Genomic DNA, 19,614 nt, shown 5'->3' on the forward strand with positions numbered 1-19,614 from the left:
AACCATGTCGACTCAAGTCCTAGACCGCATCCCCGCGCAGGCAGGCGCCCCGGCTCACGCCGGCGCGCACGGCCATGACCATGCGCACCACGATACCAGTGCCAATACGGTGTATGGCTTCTGGATCTACCTGATGAGCGACTGCATCATCTTCGCCGGACTGTTCGCGGCCTTTGCCGTGCTGCGCGGCGAAGTGGCAGGCGGCCCTTCGGCGAAGGAGCTGTTCGAGCTCAACTACGTGCTGGTGGAGACCTTCATCCTGCTGTTCTCCTCGATCACGTACGGCATGGCGATGATCTCGCTGCAGAACCGCAGCCTCAAGCACGTGCAGACCTGGCTCGGCATCACCTTCCTGCTGGGCCTGGCGTTCATGGCGATGGAAATCAACGAGTTCCATCACCTGATCGCCGAAGGCGCCGGCCCGGGCCGCAGCGCATTCCTGTCGTCGTTCTTCACGCTGGTCGGCACCCACGGCCTGCACGTCGCCAGCGGCATGCTGTGGATGATCGTGCTGATGTGGCAGCTCGGCAAGAAGGGCATCACCCCGACGCTGACCAAGCGCCTGATGTGCCTGTCGCTGTTCTGGCACTTCCTGGACGTAGTCTGGATCGGCGTGTTTACCGTGGTCTACCTGATGGGACATCTGTGATGGCACAACACAACGCACCGGCGGCGCACGGCGCCCACGACTCGCACGCACACGACAGCCACGCTGGCGGCCACGCCAGCTTCAAGGGCTACGCGATCGGCTTTATTCTGGCTGTGATCCTGACCGTGATCCCGTTCAAGATCGTGATGGACGGGACCATGGACAAGGGCACCATCCTGTGGACCATCCTCGGCATGGCCGTGGTCCAGATGATCGTGCACCTGAAGTACTTCCTGCACCTGGACTCGTCGTCCGAACAGCGCAGCAACGTGATTGCGCTGCTGTTCACGGCGCTGATCCTGGTGATCGTGGTGGCGGGTTCGCTGTGGATCATGCACAACCTGAACGCCAACATGATGGTGATGTAAGGACCGGCGTCCTGGCATCGAAAAGAAGGGGCCCCGCGGGGCCCCTTTTTTCTTTTCAGCTAGCACGTCAGGGCTTGAACGTATCCCCCAGCACCACGCCCTCGCGCCGTGGGTCGGCGCCACCCACCAGCACCGCCGAGCCGCCGATGGTGGTGCGGATGATGGCGCTCAGCCCGCTCGACTGCGCCGCGGTGTTGACGGTGTGGCCGAGATTGCGCAGGCCCTTGACCAGCGGGTCGTTGTCGCCCGGCAGGCCGCCGGCCGGCGTGCTGGTGTCGACGTTGGGATGCTCGCCGCCGACGATCATGGCAGAGCCGGCGCCATTGGAGCCGCCGAAGTCGATCATCGACACCGCCTGCTGCGCATCCAGGCCCCAGTCCAGCGAAGCCACCAGGGTCTTGGCGACGAACTGGATGATGGTGGCGCCGCCCGGCGAGCCGGTGGTCATGTAGAAGTCGCCGCGCGAGCCGTCGCTGTTGCGCTTGAACACCACCGTGGGCGCCATCGAGCTGCGCGGGCGCTTGCCCGGCTGCAGCCGGTTGGCCACCGGCACGCCGCCCGGCGCGGGATCGGCATTGAAGTCGGTCAGCTCGTTGTTGAGCAGGAAGCCGTTGGTCATGTGGTACGAGCCCAGGCCGGCCTCGATGGTGGTGGTCATCGCCACCACGTTGCCGTACTTGTCATGCAGCGACAGGTGCGTGGTGCCGCGCTCCTCCACCATTGACGGCGCCAGTGGCACCTCGCCGAGGTTGCCCGCCGCCACCGGCGTGACCATCGAGCCGGTGGTGCTGATCAGGCTGGCGCGCAGGCTCAGGTAGGGCTTGTTCAGCATGGTGTCCCAGGTGCCGCCGGGCAACGGAATGAAGTCGGTGTCGGCCACGTACTTGTTGCGGTCGGCATAGGCCAGGTGCCCGGCCTCGCCCATCAGGTGCGCGCCCAGCACGCTCGGCCGGCCGCCGTTCTGGTCGACCAGCGTGGGCTTGTGCGCCGCCATGTCGAAGTTCTCGACGATGCCCAGGATCTGCGCCACCGCGATCCCGCCCGACGATGGCGGCGGCATGCCGCACACCTCGTACTGCCGGTAGGTGGTGCACACCGGCGTGCGCTTCTTGGCCTGGTAGTTGGCCAGGTCGTCGAGCGTGGTCACGCCCGGCGTGGTATTGCCGTCGTAGGTGGTCTGGATCTTGGCGACGATGGCCTGGGCGATCGGCCCGTTCTTGTAGAAGGCGTCGGCGCCGTCCGCGGCGACCGCGCTGAAGACCGTCGCCAGCGCGGGGTTGCGCAGCATGGTGTTGACTGCGCGCGGGGTGCCGTCGGGATTCAGGAAGTAGGCGGCCATTTCCGGGTCGCGCTTGATATTGGCGACGGTGGCGCTGTCGGAGATCGCGGCGGCCATGCGCGGCGGGATCGCGAAGCCGTCGGTGGCCAGCTTGATCGCCGGCGCGAACAGTTCCTTCCAGGCGGTCTTGCCGTAGTCGCGGTGGGCCAGCTCGAGCACGCGCAGCGTGCCCGGGGTGCCGATGGAGCGGCCGCTGCGCTGCGCATTGGGCAGGGGCGCGGTCTGGTCGGCCGCCGACTTCCAGCGCAGGTAGTTCTCGTCTGCGGCGGCCGGCGCGGTCTCGCGGCCGTCGTAGGCGGTGAGCTGCCGGGTCGTTGCGTCGTAATGCAGGATAAAGGCGCCGCCGCCGATGCCGGACGATTGCGGCTCGACCAGGTTCAGCACCATCTGCGCCGCCACCGCGGCGTCGATCGCGGTGCCGCCGGCCTTCAGCACGTCGCATGCCGCCTTGGTCGAGACCGGGTTGTTGGTCACCGCCATATAGGTCTTGCTGTAGACCGTGACCTTGGGCGCATAGCCGGTCGCCTGCTCCGGCGCGTTGGGATCGCCCGGCAGTACCACGGCCTGGCCGCCGGTGCTGCCGTCGAGCTCGCAGCCGGCGGTGGGCGTGACCGGCGGGGGCGGTGGCGGAGGCGGAGGCGGGGGATCGTCGCCGCCGCCGCAGGCGCCCAGGGTCAGCGCCAGTGCCGCCAGCGCCAGCTTGCCGCGACGCGGGCGCCAGTACGGGGTGGCGCGCCGCTGCGGCTGCGGCTCGGCGGGGGATGCTTGGGGATCGGCAGCGTACGGCATGGTTTCTCCTTCCTTTTGTGTGGGTCCGGGAAATGCCATGGCCGGGGTCGTCAGGCGGGACCGCGGCCATCTTTCACCGTAGTGCCGCGGCGCCTCGGCCTTAATCATTGAATGTACGGATTTACATGCATTCGAATCCGGGTTTAAGCGCCTGCTTAATCGACGCTGACCGGTGCGCTGGCACGCCAGCGCTTGCCAATGGCGCCACGGTGGCGCAAGTCGGTTCCGGCAACGTGCGCCATGCACCGGGATCGGACGCTGGGGCTGGCACGCACTGTCGCAGTGCGCTGATTCGCTGCACGGCGATGGTGCGCACGTGTCCCGCAGCCGGCCTCCGGCCCCGCGCACCGCCTGTAGCCGCGCCACGCGCGCGATATCGCCGTGGCACGCTAGTTGCAGATGCATCCCCCCGGGGAGCGTAGTCCCTGACCAACACCATAAACGGGAGCTGCAAATGCAACGACGTGACATGCTGAAGCTGTCGGCGATAGCCGCCGCGGCGATGATCGGTACCAGCCCGCTGGCGCTGGCGCAGTCCAAGGAGCCGATCAAGATCGGCATCCTGCATTCGCTGTCCGGCACCATGGCGATCTCGGAAACGTCGCTGAAGGACGTTGCCCTGATGACCATCGACGAGATCAACAAGAGCGGCGGCGTGCTCGGGCGCAAGCTGGAACCGGTGGTAGTGGATCCGGCCTCGAACTGGCCGCTGTTCGCCGAGAAGGCGCGCCAGCTGGTCAGCAAGGACAAGGTGGCGGTGACCTTCGGCTGCTGGACCTCGGTGTCGCGCAAGTCGGTGCTGCCGGTCTACGAAGAGCTCAACTCCCTGCTGTTCTACCCGGTGCAGTATGAAGGCGAGGAGATGTCGAAGAACGTCTTCTACACCGGCGCGGCGCCCAATCAGCAGGCCATCCCCGCGGTCGAATACCTGATGAGCAAGGAGGGCGGCGGCGCCAAGCGCTTCTTCTTGCTCGGCACCGACTACGTCTACCCGCGCACCACCAACAAGATCCTGCGCGCGTTCCTGAAGAGCAAGGGCGTAGCCGACAAGGATATCGAAGAGGTCTACACCCCGTTTGGCCACAGCGACTACCAGACCATCGTTGCCAATATCAAGAAGTTCTCGCAGGGTGGCAAGACCGCGGTGATCTCCACCATCAACGGCGATTCCAACGTGCCGTTCTACAAGGAGCTGGGCAACGCCGGGCTCAAGGCCAAGGACGTGCCCGTGGTGGCGTTCTCGGTCGGCGAAGAAGAGCTGCGCGGCATCGACACCAAGCCGCTGGTGGGCCACCTGGCGGCGTGGAACTACTTCATGTCGGTCAAGAACCCCGAGAACGACGCCTTCCGCAAGCAGTGGGCGGCGTGGGTCAAGGCCAACAACCTGCCCGGCGGCGACAAGCGCGTGACCAACGACCCGATGGAAGCTACCTACGTCGGCATCCACATGTGGGCGCAGGCGGTGAAGAAGGCCGGCAGCACCGACACCGCCAAGGTGCGCGCGGCCATGTACGGCCAGACCTTCAAGGCGCCGGACGGCTTCACGCTGACCATGGGCGAGAACCACCACCTGTACAAGCCGGTGATGATCGGCGAGGTCAAGGGCGACGGCCAGTTCGCGGTGGTGTGGAAGACCCCGAAGGCGGTGCGCGCGCAGCCGTGGAGCCCGTTTATCGCGGGCAATGAAGGGAAGCCGGACAAGGCGATGTAAGGGCTTGTTTGCCTGCCACCACGCGGCTCCCCTCTCCCGCTTGCGGGAGAGGGGAGCAAACCAGCGGCTCGTTTCATTCTTGCCCATCGCAAGCCCTTATGCGCATCCCACTCTTCTTTCCCGCCAAGCCCTGGCTGCGCGCCTTGCTGGCAGCGCTGCTGCTGGCCGCGGCGCCTTGGGCCAGCGCGCTGACGCAGGCCGACCTGAAGCCGCTGGCCGAAGACGACTTCGACGCCAAGACCGCGGCGCTCGCCGCGCTGGCCAAGGCAGGGCCAGCCGCAGCCGCCCCGATCCTGAAAGCGCTGCAGGACGACACCCTGCAATACGCACCATCGATCGGCATGGTGCGCCAGGACGGCGACAAGCTGGTCGATGCGATCACCGGCAAGCCGGTCGCGGTCAAGGCCGACGAACTTGAAGCGCTGACCCTGAACAACAGCCTGCGCGCGCTGGTCGACAGCGCCGCCAGCAGCCTGCTGCTGCAGTCGCCCGACATCGCGGTGCGCGCGCAGGCGGTGGCCACGCTGCGCGACCAGCCGGAAAGCGCGTCGCTGGCGGCGGTGGAGGCCGCGCGCAAGACCGAGGCCGATGCCGGCCTGCGCGCCAGCCTGGACGTGATCTGGGCCAACCTGGTGCTGGCCGATTCGTCCGCTTCCGACGCTCTTGCCACCCGCGAGGCGCGGCTCGAAGCCATCCGCATCCTGGCCAGGGACAGCAACCCGCAGAGCCGCCAGAAACTGGCGCCTCTGGTGGAGCGCGACAGCGCCGGCCGCTACCGCGAGCCCGACGGCAGCGTGCGGCTGGCCGCGCAGCAGGCGCTGGACACGCTGCAGGGCGACCAGCGCCGCGCCGAAGTGATCGGCAACCTGTTCGCCGGGCTGAGCCTGGGCAGCGTGCTGCTGCTGGCCGCGCTCGGCCTGGCCATCACCTATGGCCTGATCGGCGTGATCAACATGGCGCACGGCGAATTCCTGATGATCGGCGCCTATGCCACGTATGTGGTGCAGTCGCTGTTCCGCGCCTATGCGCCGGGCGCGCTCGACTGGTATCTGCCCGCGGCGCTGCCCGCTTCGTTCCTGGCTGCCGCGGTGGTGGGCTTCGTGCTGGAACGGCTGGTGCTGCGCCACCTGTACGGCCGTCCGCTGGAAACGCTGCTGGCCACCTTCGGCGTGAGCCTGCTGCTGATGCAGGCGGTGCGCACGCTGTTCGGCGCGCAGAACGTGGAAGTGTCCAATCCCGCATGGATGAGCGGCGGCTTCGAATGGCTGCCGGGGCTGGTGATCCCATACAACCGCGTGGTCATCGTCGTGTTCGCGCTGGCGGTGGTGGCGGTGGCGTGGGCGGTTCTCAACCGCACGCGGCTGGGCCTGTTCGTGCGCGCTACCACGCAGAACCGCACTATGGCCGCGTGCGTGGGCGTGCGCACCTGGCAGGTCGACAGCTACGCCTTTGCCTTCGGTGCCGGCATCGCCGGGCTCGGCGGCTGCGCGCTGTCGCAGATCGGCAATGTCGGTCCGGACCTGGGCCAGGCCTACATCATCGATTCGTTCATGGTGGTGGTGCTGGGCGGGGTGGGGCAGCTCGCCGGCACCATCGTCGGTGCCTTCGGGCTGGGCATCCTCAACAAGTTCATCGAACCCTTCTATGGCGCGGTGCTGGCCAAGATCCTGGTCCTGGTGCTGATCGTGCTGTTTATCCAGAAGCGGCCGCAGGGACTGTTCGCGCTCAAGGGGCGCAGCGCGGAGGCATGATGCAGCGACTTCAATCGAACTCTTCCGCGGCACCGTTCCGGCTGGCCGTGCCCGAACGCCAGTCGCTGTTCTCGCCGCGCGGCTGGATGGCGCTGCTGGCGCTGACCGTGATCGTCGGCATCGGCGTGCCGGTGTGCGCGCTGCTGCTGCCGGAGGGCCATCCGCTGCACCTGTCGGCCTATGCGCTGACGCTGGTCGGCAAGATCATGTGCTTTGCGCTGGCGGCGATCGCACTCGACCTGGTGTGGGGCTACTGCGGCATCCTCAGCCTCGGCCATGGGCTGTTCTTCGCGCTGGGCGGCTATGCCATGGGCATGTACCTGATGCGTTCGATCGGGCGCGAAGGCGTCTACAAGAGCGACCTGCCGGATTTCATGGTGTTCCTCGACTGGAAGGAGCTGCCGTGGTTCTGGCATGGCACCGATCACCTCGGCTATGCACTGCTGCTGGTGGTGCTGGTGCCGGGCGTGCTGGCGTGGCTGTTCGGCTTCTTTGCCTTCCGCTCGCGCATCAAGGGCGTGTACCTGTCGATCATCACGCAGGCGATGACGTATGCGGCGATGCTGCTGTTCTTCCGCAACGAGACCGGCTTCGGCGGCAACAACGGCTTTACCGACTTCAAGCGCATCGCCGGCTTTGCCATCGCCGCGCCGCAGACGCGCACGGCGCTGTTCGTGCTGACCTTCCTGGCGCTGTTGGCGGGTTTCATCGCCTGCCGCTACATCGTCACCTCGAAGCTCGGCCGCGTGGTCACGGCGGTGCGCGATGCCGAGACGCGCGTGATGTTCTCGGGCTATAACCCGCTCGGCTACAAGCTCTTCGTGTGGACCTTCTCGGCGGTGCTGTGCGGCATCGCCGGCGCGCTGTACGTGCCGCAGGTCGGCATCATCAACCCGGGCGAGATGTCGCCCGGCAATTCGATCGAGATGGCGGTGTGGGTGGCCGTGGGCGGGCGCGGCACGCTGGTCGGGCCGGTGATCGGCGCGTTCCTGGTCAATGGCGCCAAGACGCTGTTCACCGCGCACTTCGCCGAGTACTGGCTGTTCCTGCTGGGCGCGATGTTCGTGCTGGTGACGCTGTACCTGCCCGACGGCGTGACCGGCCTGTGGCAGCGCTGGCGCGAGCGCCGCGCACGCGTTGCCGCACCAGCCGCGCCGGAACCGGTTTCCACGCCAGCGGTTGCCGGCCGCAGCGGAGGTGAAGCATGAACGCCGCACTCGAACACGGCCAGGCCGAAAGCGGCGATGCCACCGGCCTGGGCCGCATCGTCGAGCCGGGCACCATCGACGTGTCGCACGGCCCGATCCTTTACCTGGAAGACGTGACCGTGCAGTTCGACGGCTTCCGCGCGCTGAACAAGCTGAACCTGTCGATCGACCACGGCGAACTGCGCTGCGTGATCGGCCCCAACGGTGCCGGCAAGACCACCATGATGGATGTCATCACCGGCAAGACCGGGCCGCGCAACGCCAATGTCAGCGGGCGCGTGTTCCTCGGCCAGACCATCGACCTGATGCGGATGACCGAGCCGCGCATCGCGCAGGTGGGCATCGGCCGCAAGTTCCAGAAGCCGACCGTGTTCGAGCAGCACGCGGTGTGGGAAAACCTGGAGCTTGCCATGAAGGCGGACAAGCGCTGGTGGTCGTCGCTGCGCGCGCGGCTGACCGCGGCCGGGCATCGCCGCATCGAGGAGACGCTCGCGCTGACCGGCCTCGAGGCCGAGGCCTACCAGCCCGCCGGGCTGCTGTCGCACGGGCAGAAGCAGCGGCTGGAGATCGGCATGCTGCTGATGCAGCAGCCGCAGTTGCTGTTGCTCGACGAGCCCGTCGCCGGCATGACCGATGAAGAGACCATGCAGCTCGCAAGCCTGCTCAATGGCCTGCGCGGCAGCTGCTCGATGATGGTGGTGGAGCACGACATGGAGTTCGTCGCCGCGTTGGCGGGCGCCGCCGGCAAGGTCACGGTGCTGGCCGAGGGCAGCGTGCTGGCCGAAGGCACGCTCGACAGCGTCAAGCGCGACGAACGCGTGATCGAATCTTACCTGGGGAGATAGGCATGCTGCAGGTCCATGCACTGAACCAGTACTACGGCGGCAGCCATATCCTGCGCAACGTCAGCTTCGAGGTGCCGGCGGGCAAGCTGACCACGCTGCTGGGCCGCAACGGCGTCGGCAAGAGCACGCTGCTGAAATGCCTGATGGGCGTGGTGCCGACGCGCAGCGGCAGCATCCACTGGGACGGCAAGCCGCTGGAGAAGAAGGCACCGTACGAGCGCGTCGCGGCCGGCCTGGCCTATGTGCCGCAGGGGCGCGAGATTTTCCCGCGGCTGACGGTCGAGGAGAACCTGCTGATCGGCGCTGCCAGCCGCGCGCGGCCGGCGGGCGTGCCGGAGCGTATCTACCAGCTGTTCCCGGTGCTGCGCACCATGCGGCTGCGCCGCGGCGGCGACCTGTCCGGCGGCCAGCAGCAGCAACTGGCGATCGGCCGCGCGCTGATGAGCGAGCCGCAACTGCTGATCCTCGATGAGCCGACCGAAGGCATCCAGCCCTCGATCATCCAGGACATCGGCCGCGCATTGCGGCTGCTGGTCGACGAGTTCGGCATGACGGTGCTGCTAGTCGAGCAGTACTACGAATTCGCGCGGCACATTGCCGACCACTATGTGGTGATGAGCCGCGGCGAAGTGGTGGCGCGCGGCGCCGGCGCCAGCATGGAGCAGGACGGCGTGCGCGAGCTGATCGCCGTGTAGTACGCGCGCAAGTCCCCTTCGCCAGCCATGCGCCATCCCGATTTCCCTTCGTCTCTCGCCATGCCGGCGGCCTGGCAGGCCACGCTGCAGCTGCGCTTTGCGCGGCGCGGCGAGCGTACCGCGCTGACCGGGCGGCGGCACCAGGGTCCGCTGCTGGTGCAGAAGGCGCTGTACCCGGAAGGGGGCATCTGCCACGCGGTGATCCTGCATCCCCCGGCCGGGGTGGCCGGCGGCGACAGCCTGGAGATCGACGTGACGGTGGAGGCCGGAGCGCATGCAGTGCTGGCCACGCCGGGCGCCACCAAGTGGTACAAGTCGCTCGGCCGCGACGCGGTCCAGCGGGTGCGGCTGGCGGTGGGCGAGGGCGCGCGGCTGGACTGGCTGCCGCAGGAGAACATCGTCTTCGACGACGCGCGCGCGCGGATTTCCACCGTGCTTGAGGTCGCGCCGGGCGGCAGCGCGATCGGCTGGGATGCCGTGGTGCTCGGCCGCCAGGCATCGGGCGAGCAGTGGGCGCGCGGCGCGCTGTGGCTGGATACGCGCATCGGCGCCGGCGGGCGCGCGCTGTGGATCGAACAAGCGCAGATCGAGGCGGCATCGCCGCTGCGCCATGCCGTGCCCGGGCTGGACGGGCTGAACGTGCTGGGCACGTTGTGGGCCCTCGGCGCAGGCGCCACGCAAGACCTTGCCGAAACGCTGGCCGAGCGGCTGCCCTATACGCCGGCGTTGCGCGCCGGCGTGACCTGCCTCGCCGCCAACGGCCAGTCGATGCTGCTGCTGCGCGTGCTGGGGCGGCAGATGGAAGCGGTGCGCCAGGTCATGACCGACACCTGGCAGGCACTGCGCATGCCGCTCCATGGCGTCGCGGCGCAACCGCTGCGGCTGTGGGCGACGTAGCCCGCCACGACGCAATCGAACACCAAACAGGAACGAAAGATGGAACTGACGCCGCGAGAGAAAGACAAGCTGCTGATCTTCACCGCCGCGCTGCTGGCCGAGCGGCGCAAGGCCCGCGGCCTGAAGCTGAACTACCCGGAAGCGGTGGCGCTGATCACTGCCGCCATCATGGAAGGCGCGCGCGACGGCCGTACCGTAGCCGAGCTGATGCACGCGGGTACCACCGTGCTGCAGCGCGAGGACGTGATGGACGGCGTGGCCGAGATGATCCCCGAGATCCAGGTCGAGGCGACCTTCCCGGACGGTACCAAGCTGGTCACCGTGCACCATCCCATTGTCTGAAACGCATTGACCACCGAAGCCAACATGGCGCCAATCCGATGACTACGATGACCCGTACCGCTTGCCCGCGCCTTGCCCTGGGCGCTTTCCTGACCGTTGCCGCCGGCGCCGCGCTGGCGCACCCCGGCCACGATGCCGCCACCGTCGGCGCCAGCCTGTGGGCCGGCCTGACGCATCCGTTCACCGGCGCCGACCACCTGCTGGCGATGGCCGCGGTGGGCGTATGGAGCGCACTGGTGGCGCGCTCCGCCGCCGCTACGCTGCGCCTGCCGCTGGCCTTCGTGGGCTTGATGCTGGTGGGTGCCGCGCTCGGCCTCGCTGGCATGGCGCTGCCGGCGGTGGAGCCGATGATCGCGGCCTCGCTGCTGGTGATCGGCTTGCTGCTGGCATTGCGCGCACAGCTGCCGGCGTGGGCCGGCACGCTGCTGGTGGGCGGCTTTGCCGTGTTCCATGGCTATGCGCACGGCGCGGAACTGCCCGCCAGCGCGGGAGCGCTGCCGGCGGTGCTGGCCTACGTGGGCGGGTTTGGCGCGGCCACCATGGCGCTGCACCTGCTGGGCATCGGCGCCGGCACGTTGCTGCGCCGCCGCGCCGGCTGGCTCGCGCGCGCGGCCGGAGCGGGCGTGGCGCTGTACGGCGCCGGCCTGCTGGTGGCCTGAGGAGGACCGCCATGATCCCCGGTGAACTGATGCCCGCCGACGGCGAGATCGCGCTCAATGTCGGCCGCGCCACCGTCAGCGTGACGGTGGCCAATACCGGCGACCGGCCGATCCAGGTCGGCTCGCACTTCCATTTCTACGAAACCAACGCGGCACTGGCGTTCGAGCGCGAGGCCGCGCGCGGTTTTCGCCTGAACATCGCCGCGGGCACCGCGGTGCGGTTCGAGCCCGGGCAGACCCGCACCGTGGAACTGGTGGCGCTGGCGGGCGACCGCATCGTCTACGGCTTCAACGGCAAGATCATGGGAGCGCTGTGATGGCATCGATCTCCAGGCAGGCCTATGCCGAGATGTTCGGCCCCACCACCGGCGACCGCCTGCGGCTGGCCGATACCGGGCTGGTCATCGAAGTCGAGAAGGACTTCACCATCTATGGCGAGGAAGTGAAGTTCGGCGGCGGCAAGGTGATCCGCGACGGCATGGGACAGAGCCAGCGCATGGCGAAGGACTGTGTCGACACGGTGATCACCAATGCGCTGATCGTCGACCACTGGGGCATCGTCAAGGCCGATATCGGGCTCAAGCACGGGCGCATCGCGGCGATCGGCAAGGCCGGCAATCCCGACATCCAGCCCGGCGTCACCATCGTGGTCGGGCCGGGCACCGAAGTGATCGCGGCCGAGGGCATGATCGTCACCGCAGGGGGCATCGACAGCCATATCCATTTCATCTGTCCGCAGCAGATCGACGAGGCGCTGATGAGCGGCGTCACCACCATGATCGGCGGCGGCACCGGGCCCGCCACCGGCACCTTCGCCACCACCGTGACGCCGGGGCCGTGGTACATGGAGCGCATGCTGCAGGCAGCCGACGCCTACCCGATGAATATCGGCCTGCTGGGCAAGGGCAACGCCAGCCAGCCGGGGCCGATTCTGGAACAGGTGCAAGCCGGCGCCATCGGCCTGAAGCTGCATGAAGACTGGGGCACCACGCCGGCGGCGATCGACACCTGCCTGTCGGTGGCCGACGCGACCGACACCCAGGTGGCGATCCACACCGATACGCTCAACGAGGCCGGTTTCGTCGAGGCGACCATCGCCGCATTCAAGGGCCGCACCATCCATACCTATCACACCGAAGGCGCCGGCGGCGGCCATGCGCCGGACATCATCAAGGTGTGCGGCGAGGCCAACGTGCTGCCGTCGTCGACCAACCCGACGCGCCCGTACACCGTCAACACGCTGGACGAGCATCTCGACATGCTGATGGTGTGCCACCACCTGGACCCGTCGATCGCCGAGGACATCGCCTTCGCCGAAAGCCGCATTCGCCGCGAGACCATCGCCGCCGAGGACATCCTGCACGACCTCGGCGCGTTCTCGATGATCTCGAGCGATTCGCAGGCGATGGGGCGCGTCGGCGAAGTGATCATCCGAACCTGGCAGACCGCGCACAAGATGGCGGCGCAGCGCGGCAAGCTGCCCGGCGATCCGCACGATGCGCGCGGCGGGCACGACAACTTCCGCGTGCGGCGCTATGTCGCCAAGTACACCATCAACCCGGCGCTGACCCACGGCATCGCGCATGAAGTGGGCTCGGTCGAAGTCGGCAAGTGGGCCGACCTGGTGCTGTGGCGGCCCGCGTTCTTCGGCGTCAAGCCCAGCCTGATCCTGAAGGGCGGCATGATCGCCGCGGCCGCGATGGGCGATCCCAACGCCTCGATCCCGACGCCGCAGCCGGTGCACTACCGGCCCATGTTTGCCTCAGCCGGCGGCGCGCTGCATCGCTCCTCGCTGACCTTTGTCTCGCAGGCGGCGCTGGCGGCCGGCATCGGCGAACGCTACGGTCTCGCCAAGACCCTTGCCGCGGTGCGCGGCACCCGCACCGTCAGCAAGCGCGACATGGTCCACAACGACTGGCAACCGCATGTCACGGTCGATCCCGAGACCTACCAGGTGGTTGCGGACGGCCAGCTGCTGACCTGCGAGCCCGCCACCGAGCTGCCGATGGCGCAGCGCTATTTCCTGTTTTGATGGGTGCGCAATTGCCATGCTGAAGATCGATAAACACCTGACCGCCCCGCACGGCATCGCCAGCGTGCTGGTACGCCGCGCACCCAAGCTGGTGCTGCCATTCGCCGACCGCAGCAAGAGCCGGCTGCGCGCCGTGCTCGACAACGGCACCGACGCCGCGCTGTTCCTGCCGCGCGGCACCGTGCTGCGCGGCGGCGACCTGCTGGTGGCGGAGGACGGCAGTTTCATCGAGGTACAGGCCGCCGCCGAATCCGTGCTGGAAGTGCGCGCGCAAGACCCGCACGCGCTGATGCGCGCGGCCTACCACCTCGGCAACCGCCACACGCCGGTGGAGATCGGGCGCGACTACCTGCGGCTCGAATATGACGCGGTGCTGGCCGACATGCTGCGGCGGCTGGGCGTGCAGGTGGAACGCGCCGAACTGCCTTTCGAGCCGGAGGCGGGGGCCTATGGCGGCGGACACAAGCACGGGCATGATGCGACGTTCGCGGAGGATTATGCTGCGGCGCAGGCTGTGTTTCATGAGCATCATGGGCATGGCGGCGTGCATCATGTTGACGATGCAGACTGCCTGCATAAGCATTGAATGCCAATGATGCTTAAGACATGAAGGCGCGATTGTGAATCTGGCTGAGAACCTTACCAATACCGACACCGCGCTCCCCTCTCCCGCTTGCGGGAGAGGGGATGGGGGAGAGGGCCAGCGCCTGCCAGCACCAACATTCGTCCGCATGCTCCGCTCCAATCAGACCAAGGCGGAGCAACGTCTTTGGTACCACTTCCGTGCCCACCGATTTCTGGGGTTGAAATTCAAGCGTCAACAGCAGTGCGGGCCTTATGTCGCGGATTTCGTCTGCATCGCATTCAAATTGGTCATCGAAGTGGATGGCGGCCAGCATGGCTCAGAGGCTGATGCGACACGAGATGTCTGGTTCCATCGCGAGGGATATCGTGTGTTGCGGTTTTGGAACCATGATGTATTGGGAAATACGGTGGCAGTACTAGAAAAAGTACGCGAGGTGTTGTTGGAGTTGGGGCTCGTGGATGCTCCGGCCCTCTCCCCCGACCCCTCTCCCGCAAGCGGGCGACGGGAGCAAACCATCGCCATGCGAGGCGTCGTGTGATGACCCACCTCCACCAACTCATCTCCCTGCTGCACCTCGCATCCCCCGCCTTGCCCATCGGCGGCTTCAGCTATTCGCAAGGCCTCGAGGCCGCGATCGAATGCGGCAGCGTGCATGACGCCCCGAGCGCCGAGCGCTGGATTCACGACAACCTGCGGCATGTGCAGGCGCAATGCGAGGCGCCGTTGTGGCTGCTGTTGCATCGCCACTGGCAGGCGGGCGACGCCGCGCAGGTGCGGACCTGGAACGACTGGTTCCACGCCACCCGCGAGACCTCCGAGTTGCGGCTGGAGACCGAGCAGATGGGCTGGTCGCTGGCCCGGCTGATCGCGCAGATGGAGTGGGGCACGCCGGGGTTGCGCGACACGCTGGCCACGCTGTCGCCCGTGTGCCTGCCGACCGCATTCACCGCCGCCTGCGTGGCGCTGCAGATCGGTGCGCGCGATGGCCTGGCGGCCTATTGCTTCAACTGGGCCGAAAACCAGGTGGCCGCGGCGATCAAGGCGGTGCCGCTGGGGCAGGTGGCGGGGCAGCATATGCTGCGGCGCCTGCATGGCGCCGTGCTCGATGCCGTCGACGAAGCCGCCCGCCGCGCCGCCGCCACGCCGCCGCAACTGTCGACGTTTTCCCCGATGCTGGGACTGCTGTGCGCACGCCACGAAACGCAGTACTCCCGGCTGTTCCGATCCTGAACCGATACCGCACCATGACCCACGCCCGTACCAAGAAGAACCCTCCGCTGCGCGTCGGCGTCGGCGGCCCCGTCGGCTCCGGCAAGACCACGTTGCTGGAGATGCTGTGCAAGGCGATGCGCGACCGCTATGACCTGGTCGCGATCACCAACGACATCTACACCAAGGAAGACCAGCGCCTGCTGACCATCTCCGGCGCGCTGCCGGCCGAGCGCATCCTGGGCGTGGAAACCGGCGGCTGCCCGCACACTGCGATCCGCGAGGATGCTTCGATCAATCTGGAAGCGGTAGATCGCATGCTGGCGCGCTTCCCGGATGCCGACGTGGTCTTCATCGAGTCCGGCGGCGACAACCTGGCCGCGACCTTCAGCCCAGAACTTTCTGATCTTACGATCTACGTGATCGACGTCGCCGGAGGCGAGAAGATTCCTAGGAAGGGCGGGCCTGGCATCACCAAGTCGGACCTGCTGGTGATCAACAAGACCGACCTGGCGCCGTATGTGGGCGCATCGCTGCCGGTGATGGAAAGCGATGCGCGCAAGATGCGTGGCACCCGGCCGTTCGTGATGGGCAGCGTCAAGTCCGGACAGGGGCTGGACCAGGTGATCGGCTTCATCGAACGGCAGGGCATGCTGGCGCTCTAGCCTTCCGGCGGCGCGTCGGCATCGGGTGCCGGCCTGGTGCCGGAACTGCCGTGCCCGAGCGCCGCGCGGAAGCTGCCCTTGCCCGCCAGCGCCCGCGCCACCGCGGCCACCAGGTTCAGCTCCGGCTCGGTCAGCTCGGCCATGTGGTGCATGGTGGCCTCGATCGCCGCGCGCTGGCGGTTGCCGAACGGCGCGCGCGATTGCTCCACCTGCAGTTGGCTGGCATCGTGGCGGCTGAAGTCGAGCATCTCCGCCGTGGGCACGGCGAGGGTCTCGGCCAGCCTGCAGATGTTGGCCAGCGCCAGGTTGCGCTTGCCGCTTTCAATGCCGCTCAGGTATGAGCGCGACAGTCCGCTTTCGAGCGAAAGCGTCTCCTGGGACCAGCCTCGTTGCTTGCGTAGCCAGGCGAGATGCAATCCGAAAAGTCTGAGATTTCGAGTAGTCATGGGATCAACAAAAGTTCGGAGTGGTCTGAGGCTAAGGGTTTGACCTTGAGGCCACGACAACTTATCCTCATCCTCACTATCGGTGTCCGATCCGCAAATTGAGGGGCGCGCCAGGCCATGGCGCGGCACGATGGCATCAACCGGGCGGGCTGCATCGCAGCGCCGTGCCAGACGGGTTATTGCGCAAGACCGAGCGTCACGCCGCCACGCGTGCGCCGGCTGCGCGGACAGGCGCAGCGCGCCTGTCGCCCTGCAGGGGGATTGCCATGCAGATCTTCACGCTGTTCGACGCGCGCATGCGCGCCATCGATGCCGACCGCCACGCGCGGTCGGATTTCCTTCCCGGATTCCAGCCACGCCTGCTTGCCGCCGCTGCCGGTCTCGGCTGCACTTGCGACTACATCTTCCTCTGCGCCGGCGAGCGCCAGCCCGAATTTTCAGCGGATTGCCATGAATGGTGGGGTTGTCTGCGCGGTGGCCTGCGGCTGTCTTCGCCCGGCCGCGGCAGCTTGCTGGTGGGTGGCGGCGAACTGTTCGCGCCCGCGCCCCGCGTGCCGATGCAGGTGCAGGCGGTCGCCGACACCATCCTGGTGCGCGCGGTGCCGCAAGGCCCGGCCGAGACCTCGCGTCCCGTGGCCATGCCCGCGGGCGCATGGCAGTGCGGGCTGGGCGCCATTGCGCCCGTCGGTGCCGGCGCCGATGCCGACGGCGTGGCCGCGCCGCATGCGCTGGCGGACGCGGTGGATGCGGATGACTGGCAGGCGCAGCAGGGCATGCGCCCGGAGTTTGTCCAGCTGGATGGCTCGGTGGATGACTGGGGCCGGCACCTGCAGGCGCGCGGCCTGCGCTGGGCACTGTGTTACCGGGGCGCGCTGGCCCTGCACTGGCATGGCGCGCTGGTGCGCAGCGGCGGTGACATGGCCTTCCTGCAGCCCGGCGCGCTCTACGCGCCGGACGCGCACGAGTCATGCCGGCTCGACGTGCTGGTGCCGGGCACCGGCCTGCTGTGCTGCTTCGGCGCGGGCGATGCGCCGCATGATGGCGTGGACGCCCGCGGCGGCCGGCGCGCCGATGGCCACGCCGTGGCGCGCGCTGCGCTGGCGCTGGCCTGATGGCGGGCGTGGCCTTGGCGGGCGCGGGCGCGGACCGGCGCCCTGCGCAAGCCGCGCAGCCGGCCGCCGCGAGGCCTTCAGTGGCGCTTGTACTGCGTGGCGCCGAACAGTACTTCGCGCGCCTTGTCGTCCTGCAGCGCCTTGCGCGCGCTGGCCAGCACCTCCACGCCGCGCTTGACCGCGGGGCGCTCGGCGATCTGGTTGAACCAGCGCTTCAGGTGAGGGTAGTCGTCCAGGTCCACACCCTGGTTCTGCCAGCTGCGCAGCCACGGGAAGGTGGCGATATCGGCGATGGTGTACTGTTCGCCGGCCAGCCATTCGTGCTTCGACAGCTGCGTGTCGATCACGCCGTACAGGCGCTTCGCTTCATTGGTGTAGCGGTTGACCGCATACTCGATCTGCTCGGGCGCATAGATGCGGAAGTGGTGCGCCTGGCCCAGCATCGGGCCCACGCCGCCCATCTGGAACATCAGCCACTGCAGCGTCTCGTACTTGCCGCGCACGTCGTCGGGCAGGAACTTTCCGGTCTTGCCGGCCAGGTAAAGCAGGATCGCGCCCGATTCGAACAGCGAGATCGGCTTGCCGTCGGGGCCGTCCGGGTCGACGATGGCGGGAATCTTGTTGTTGGGGCTGATCTGCAGGAAGTCCTCGCCGAACTGGTCGCCGGCGCCGATGTTGATCGGGTGGACCTGGTACTCCAGTCCGCACTCCTCCAGCATGATGTGGACTTTGTGGCCATTGGGCGTGGCCCAGCTGTAGACGTCGATCATTGCAGGGATCTCCTGGCTGCATTCATGGGAACGGCCACATCGACCACCGACGTGGCGAACCGCGCGATTTAAGCACAGAAGAAAAAAACGCGCAGGCCGGCTGCGCGTTTTCCACAATGCCGGCAGGGGCGGGCCCCGCCGGCGCTACCGGGTGCTCCGGGGCGTTCAGAAACCGCGCGCCACCGGCATCTTGATGGTGTCCGGGTTGACGTTCATGTGCTTGGCCAGTTCCAGCTTGGCGATGGCGTTGCGGTGCACCTCGTCCGGACCGTCGGCCAGGCGCAGCGTGCGCTGGTGCGCCCACCAGTTGGCCAGCGGGAAGTCGCTGGAAACGCCGGCGGCGCCGTGGACCTGGATGGCCCAGTCGATCACCTTCAGCGCCACGTTCGGAGCCACCACCTTGATCATGGCGATCTCGGCCTTGGCCACCTTGTTGCCGACCGTGTCCATCATGTACGCGGCCTTCAGCGTCAGCAGGCGCGCCATCTCGATCTCGCAACGGGCCTCGGCGATGCGCTCCTGCGTCACGCCCTGGGCCGACACCGGCTTGCCGAACGCCACCCGCGACAGCGCGCGCTTGCACAGCAGTTCCAGCGCGCGCTCGGCCACGCCGATGCTGCGCATGCAGTGGTGGATGCGGCCCGGGCCGAGGCGGCCCTGCGCGATCTCGAAGCCGCGGCCTTCGCCCAGCAGGATGTTCGAGACCGGCACGCGCACGTTCTTCAGTTCGATCTCCATATGGCCGTGCGGCGCGTCGTCGTAGCCGAACACCGGCAGGAAGCGCTTGATGGTGATGCCCGGGGTATCGGCCGGCACCACGACCATCGACTGCTGCTCATGGCGGCCGGCCTCGGGATCGGTCTTGCCCATCACGATATAGACCTTGCAGCGCGGGTCGCCGGCGCCCGACGACCACCACTTGGTGCCGTTGATCACGTAGTGGTCGCCGTCGCGCTCGATGCGGCATTCGATATTGGTCGCGTCCGACGAGGCCACCGCCGGCTCGGTCATAAGGAAGGCCGAGCGGATCTCGCCGGCCAGCAGCGGCTCCAGCCACTGGTCCTTCAGCTCTTCCGACGCGTAGCGCTCCAGCGTCTCCATGTTGCCGGTGTCCGGGGCGGCGCAGTTGAAGACCTCGGCCGACCAGGGCACCCGGCCCATGATCTCGCACAGCGTGGCGTATTCCAGGTTCGACAGGCCCTGCGGGGCGCGCGGCGAGCGCGGCAGGAACAGGTTCCACAGGCCGGCTGCGCGCGCCAAGGGCTTCAGTTCCTCGATCACCTTGGTCGGGATCCAGGCGTTGCCGGCGCGGCGGTTGGCGTCGATCTCCTCGGCGAAGCGCTTTTCGTTCGGATAGATATGCTGGTCGAAGAAGGCCAGCAGCTTGGCCTGCATCTCCTTGACCTTCGGGCTGTACTCGAAATCCATGTGGTCTCCTCGCTACGGGATCGGTGGGCGCGGGCGGCCGCCGGCGCCGGTTGGCTGGGTCTTCGGGCTTTCGGGATAACTACCCTTGCCGATGCAATGCACTCTATCTGAAA

Annotated in this window: 21 protein-coding genes; 17 read left to right on the forward strand and 4 right to left on the reverse strand. The window is 67.7% G+C overall.

Annotated features, from left to right (window positions below; genetic code table 11):
• Positions 1-4: 4 nt before the first annotated feature.
• Both cyoC and cyoD read left to right on the forward strand, forming a co-directional pair.
• Positions 5-649, forward strand: coding sequence for a cytochrome o ubiquinol oxidase subunit III (gene cyoC, locus ACEI37_RS15925; RefSeq protein WP_373379697.1), 645 nt, complete (start codon positions 5-7; stop codon positions 647-649).
• Complete coding sequence (gene cyoD / locus ACEI37_RS15930; RefSeq protein ID WP_012352352.1) at positions 649-1,017, forward strand: cytochrome o ubiquinol oxidase subunit IV; 369 nt, start codon at positions 649-651, stop codon at positions 1,015-1,017. The genes cyoC and cyoD overlap by 1 nt, the downstream gene beginning before the upstream one ends.
• A 67-nt stretch (positions 1,018-1,084) precedes the next feature.
• Here the strand turns inward: cyoD and ACEI37_RS15935 are convergent, their stop codons facing one another.
• Positions 1,085-3,145 carry a gamma-glutamyltransferase family protein gene (locus ACEI37_RS15935; RefSeq protein WP_373379698.1) on the reverse strand — a complete coding sequence of 687 codons (2,061 nt, stop codon included), beginning with the start codon at positions 3,143-3,145 and terminating at the stop codon, positions 1,085-1,087.
• A gap of 454 nt (positions 3,146-3,599) precedes the next feature.
• Here ACEI37_RS15935 and urtA point away from each other — a divergent pair, with 454 nt between their 5' ends.
• The 14 genes from urtA (at position 3,600) to ureG (ending at position 15,745) form a co-directional block, all read left to right on the forward strand.
• On the forward strand, positions 3,600-4,856 hold the full coding sequence (gene urtA / locus ACEI37_RS15940) for an urea ABC transporter substrate-binding protein (RefSeq protein WP_373379699.1): 1,257 nt from the start codon (positions 3,600-3,602) through the stop codon (positions 4,854-4,856).
• A gap of 98 nt (positions 4,857-4,954) precedes the next feature.
• Positions 4,955-6,607, forward strand: coding sequence for an urea ABC transporter permease subunit UrtB (urtB, locus tag ACEI37_RS15945; protein WP_373379700.1), 1,653 nt, complete (start codon positions 4,955-4,957; stop codon positions 6,605-6,607).
• A complete protein-coding gene (gene urtC, locus ACEI37_RS15950) occupies positions 6,607-7,815 on the forward strand; it encodes an urea ABC transporter permease subunit UrtC (protein ID WP_373379701.1) in 1,209 nt (402 codons plus the stop codon). The genes urtB and urtC overlap by 1 nt, the downstream gene beginning before the upstream one ends.
• Complete coding sequence (gene urtD / locus ACEI37_RS15955; RefSeq protein WP_373379702.1) at positions 7,812-8,660, forward strand: urea ABC transporter ATP-binding protein UrtD; 849 nt, start codon at positions 7,812-7,814, stop codon at positions 8,658-8,660. The genes urtC and urtD overlap by 4 nt, the downstream gene beginning before the upstream one ends.
• Before the next feature lie 2 nt (positions 8,661-8,662).
• Positions 8,663-9,355 (forward strand): urea ABC transporter ATP-binding subunit UrtE, encoded by a 693-nt coding sequence (urtE, locus tag ACEI37_RS15960; RefSeq protein ID WP_373379703.1) that lies wholly within the window; start codon positions 8,663-8,665, stop codon positions 9,353-9,355.
• Positions 9,356-9,382: 27 nt separating this feature from the next.
• Positions 9,383-10,252: an urease accessory protein UreD gene (locus ACEI37_RS15965; protein WP_373379704.1), complete on the forward strand. Its 870-nt coding sequence runs from the start codon at positions 9,383-9,385 to the stop codon at positions 10,250-10,252.
• A 39-nt stretch (positions 10,253-10,291) separates the two neighbouring features.
• On the forward strand, positions 10,292-10,594 hold the full coding sequence (locus ACEI37_RS15970; protein WP_373379705.1) for an urease subunit gamma: 303 nt from the start codon (positions 10,292-10,294) through the stop codon (positions 10,592-10,594).
• Positions 10,595-10,641: 47 nt separating this feature from the next.
• Positions 10,642-11,253 carry a HupE/UreJ family protein gene (locus tag ACEI37_RS15975; protein WP_373380269.1) on the forward strand — a complete coding sequence of 204 codons (612 nt, stop codon included), beginning with the start codon at positions 10,642-10,644 and terminating at the stop codon, positions 11,251-11,253.
• 11 nt (positions 11,254-11,264) lie between these two features.
• Complete coding sequence (locus ACEI37_RS15980) at positions 11,265-11,570, forward strand: urease subunit beta (RefSeq protein WP_062797820.1); 306 nt, start codon at positions 11,265-11,267, stop codon at positions 11,568-11,570.
• Entirely contained in the window at positions 11,570-13,285 is a 1,716-nt protein-coding gene (ureC, locus tag ACEI37_RS15985; protein WP_373379706.1) for an urease subunit alpha, read from the forward strand. Before ACEI37_RS15980 ends, ureC begins: the two co-directional genes overlap by 1 nt.
• 16 nt (positions 13,286-13,301) lie before the next feature.
• Positions 13,302-13,871, forward strand: a complete 570-nt coding sequence (gene ureE, locus ACEI37_RS15990; RefSeq protein WP_373379707.1) for an urease accessory protein UreE — start codon at positions 13,302-13,304, stop codon at positions 13,869-13,871.
• Positions 13,872-14,016: 145 nt separating this feature from the next.
• The gene (locus ACEI37_RS15995) at positions 14,017-14,409 is read left to right on the forward strand and encodes an endonuclease domain-containing protein (RefSeq protein ID WP_373379708.1); all 393 of its coding nucleotides are present in this window, start codon (positions 14,017-14,019) and stop codon (positions 14,407-14,409) included.
• Entirely contained in the window at positions 14,409-15,101 is a 693-nt protein-coding gene (locus tag ACEI37_RS16000) for an urease accessory protein UreF (RefSeq protein ID WP_373379709.1), read from the forward strand. Before ACEI37_RS15995 ends, ACEI37_RS16000 begins: the two co-directional genes overlap by 1 nt.
• Before the next feature lie 14 nt (positions 15,102-15,115).
• Entirely contained in the window at positions 15,116-15,745 is a 630-nt protein-coding gene (gene ureG / locus ACEI37_RS16005) for an urease accessory protein UreG (RefSeq protein WP_373379710.1), read from the forward strand.
• Here the strand turns inward: ureG and ACEI37_RS16010 are convergent.
• Entirely contained in the window at positions 15,742-16,161 is a 420-nt protein-coding gene (locus tag ACEI37_RS16010) for a helix-turn-helix domain-containing protein (protein WP_373379711.1), read from the reverse strand. The genes ureG and ACEI37_RS16010 overlap by 4 nt on opposite strands.
• A gap of 296 nt (positions 16,162-16,457) precedes the next feature.
• Between ACEI37_RS16010 and ACEI37_RS16015 the strand changes: the two genes are divergently transcribed.
• Positions 16,458-17,303, forward strand: a complete 846-nt coding sequence (locus tag ACEI37_RS16015; protein ID WP_373379712.1) for a hypothetical protein — start codon at positions 16,458-16,460, stop codon at positions 17,301-17,303.
• Positions 17,304-17,380: 77 nt separating this feature from the next.
• Here the strand turns inward: ACEI37_RS16015 and ACEI37_RS16020 are convergent, their stop codons facing one another.
• A complete protein-coding gene (locus ACEI37_RS16020; RefSeq protein ID WP_373379713.1) occupies positions 17,381-18,073 on the reverse strand; it encodes a glutathione binding-like protein in 693 nt (230 codons plus the stop codon).
• Between the two features lie 165 nt (positions 18,074-18,238).
• Positions 18,239-19,501, reverse strand: coding sequence for an acyl-CoA dehydrogenase family protein (locus tag ACEI37_RS16025; protein WP_373379714.1), 1,263 nt, complete (start codon positions 19,499-19,501; stop codon positions 18,239-18,241).
• Positions 19,502-19,614: the final 113 nt, after the last annotated feature.

The sequence above is a fragment of the Cupriavidus nantongensis genome, from assembly GCF_041726985.1.
In the GTDB taxonomy this organism is placed as follows: domain Bacteria; phylum Pseudomonadota; class Gammaproteobacteria; order Burkholderiales; family Burkholderiaceae; genus Cupriavidus; species Cupriavidus nantongensis_A.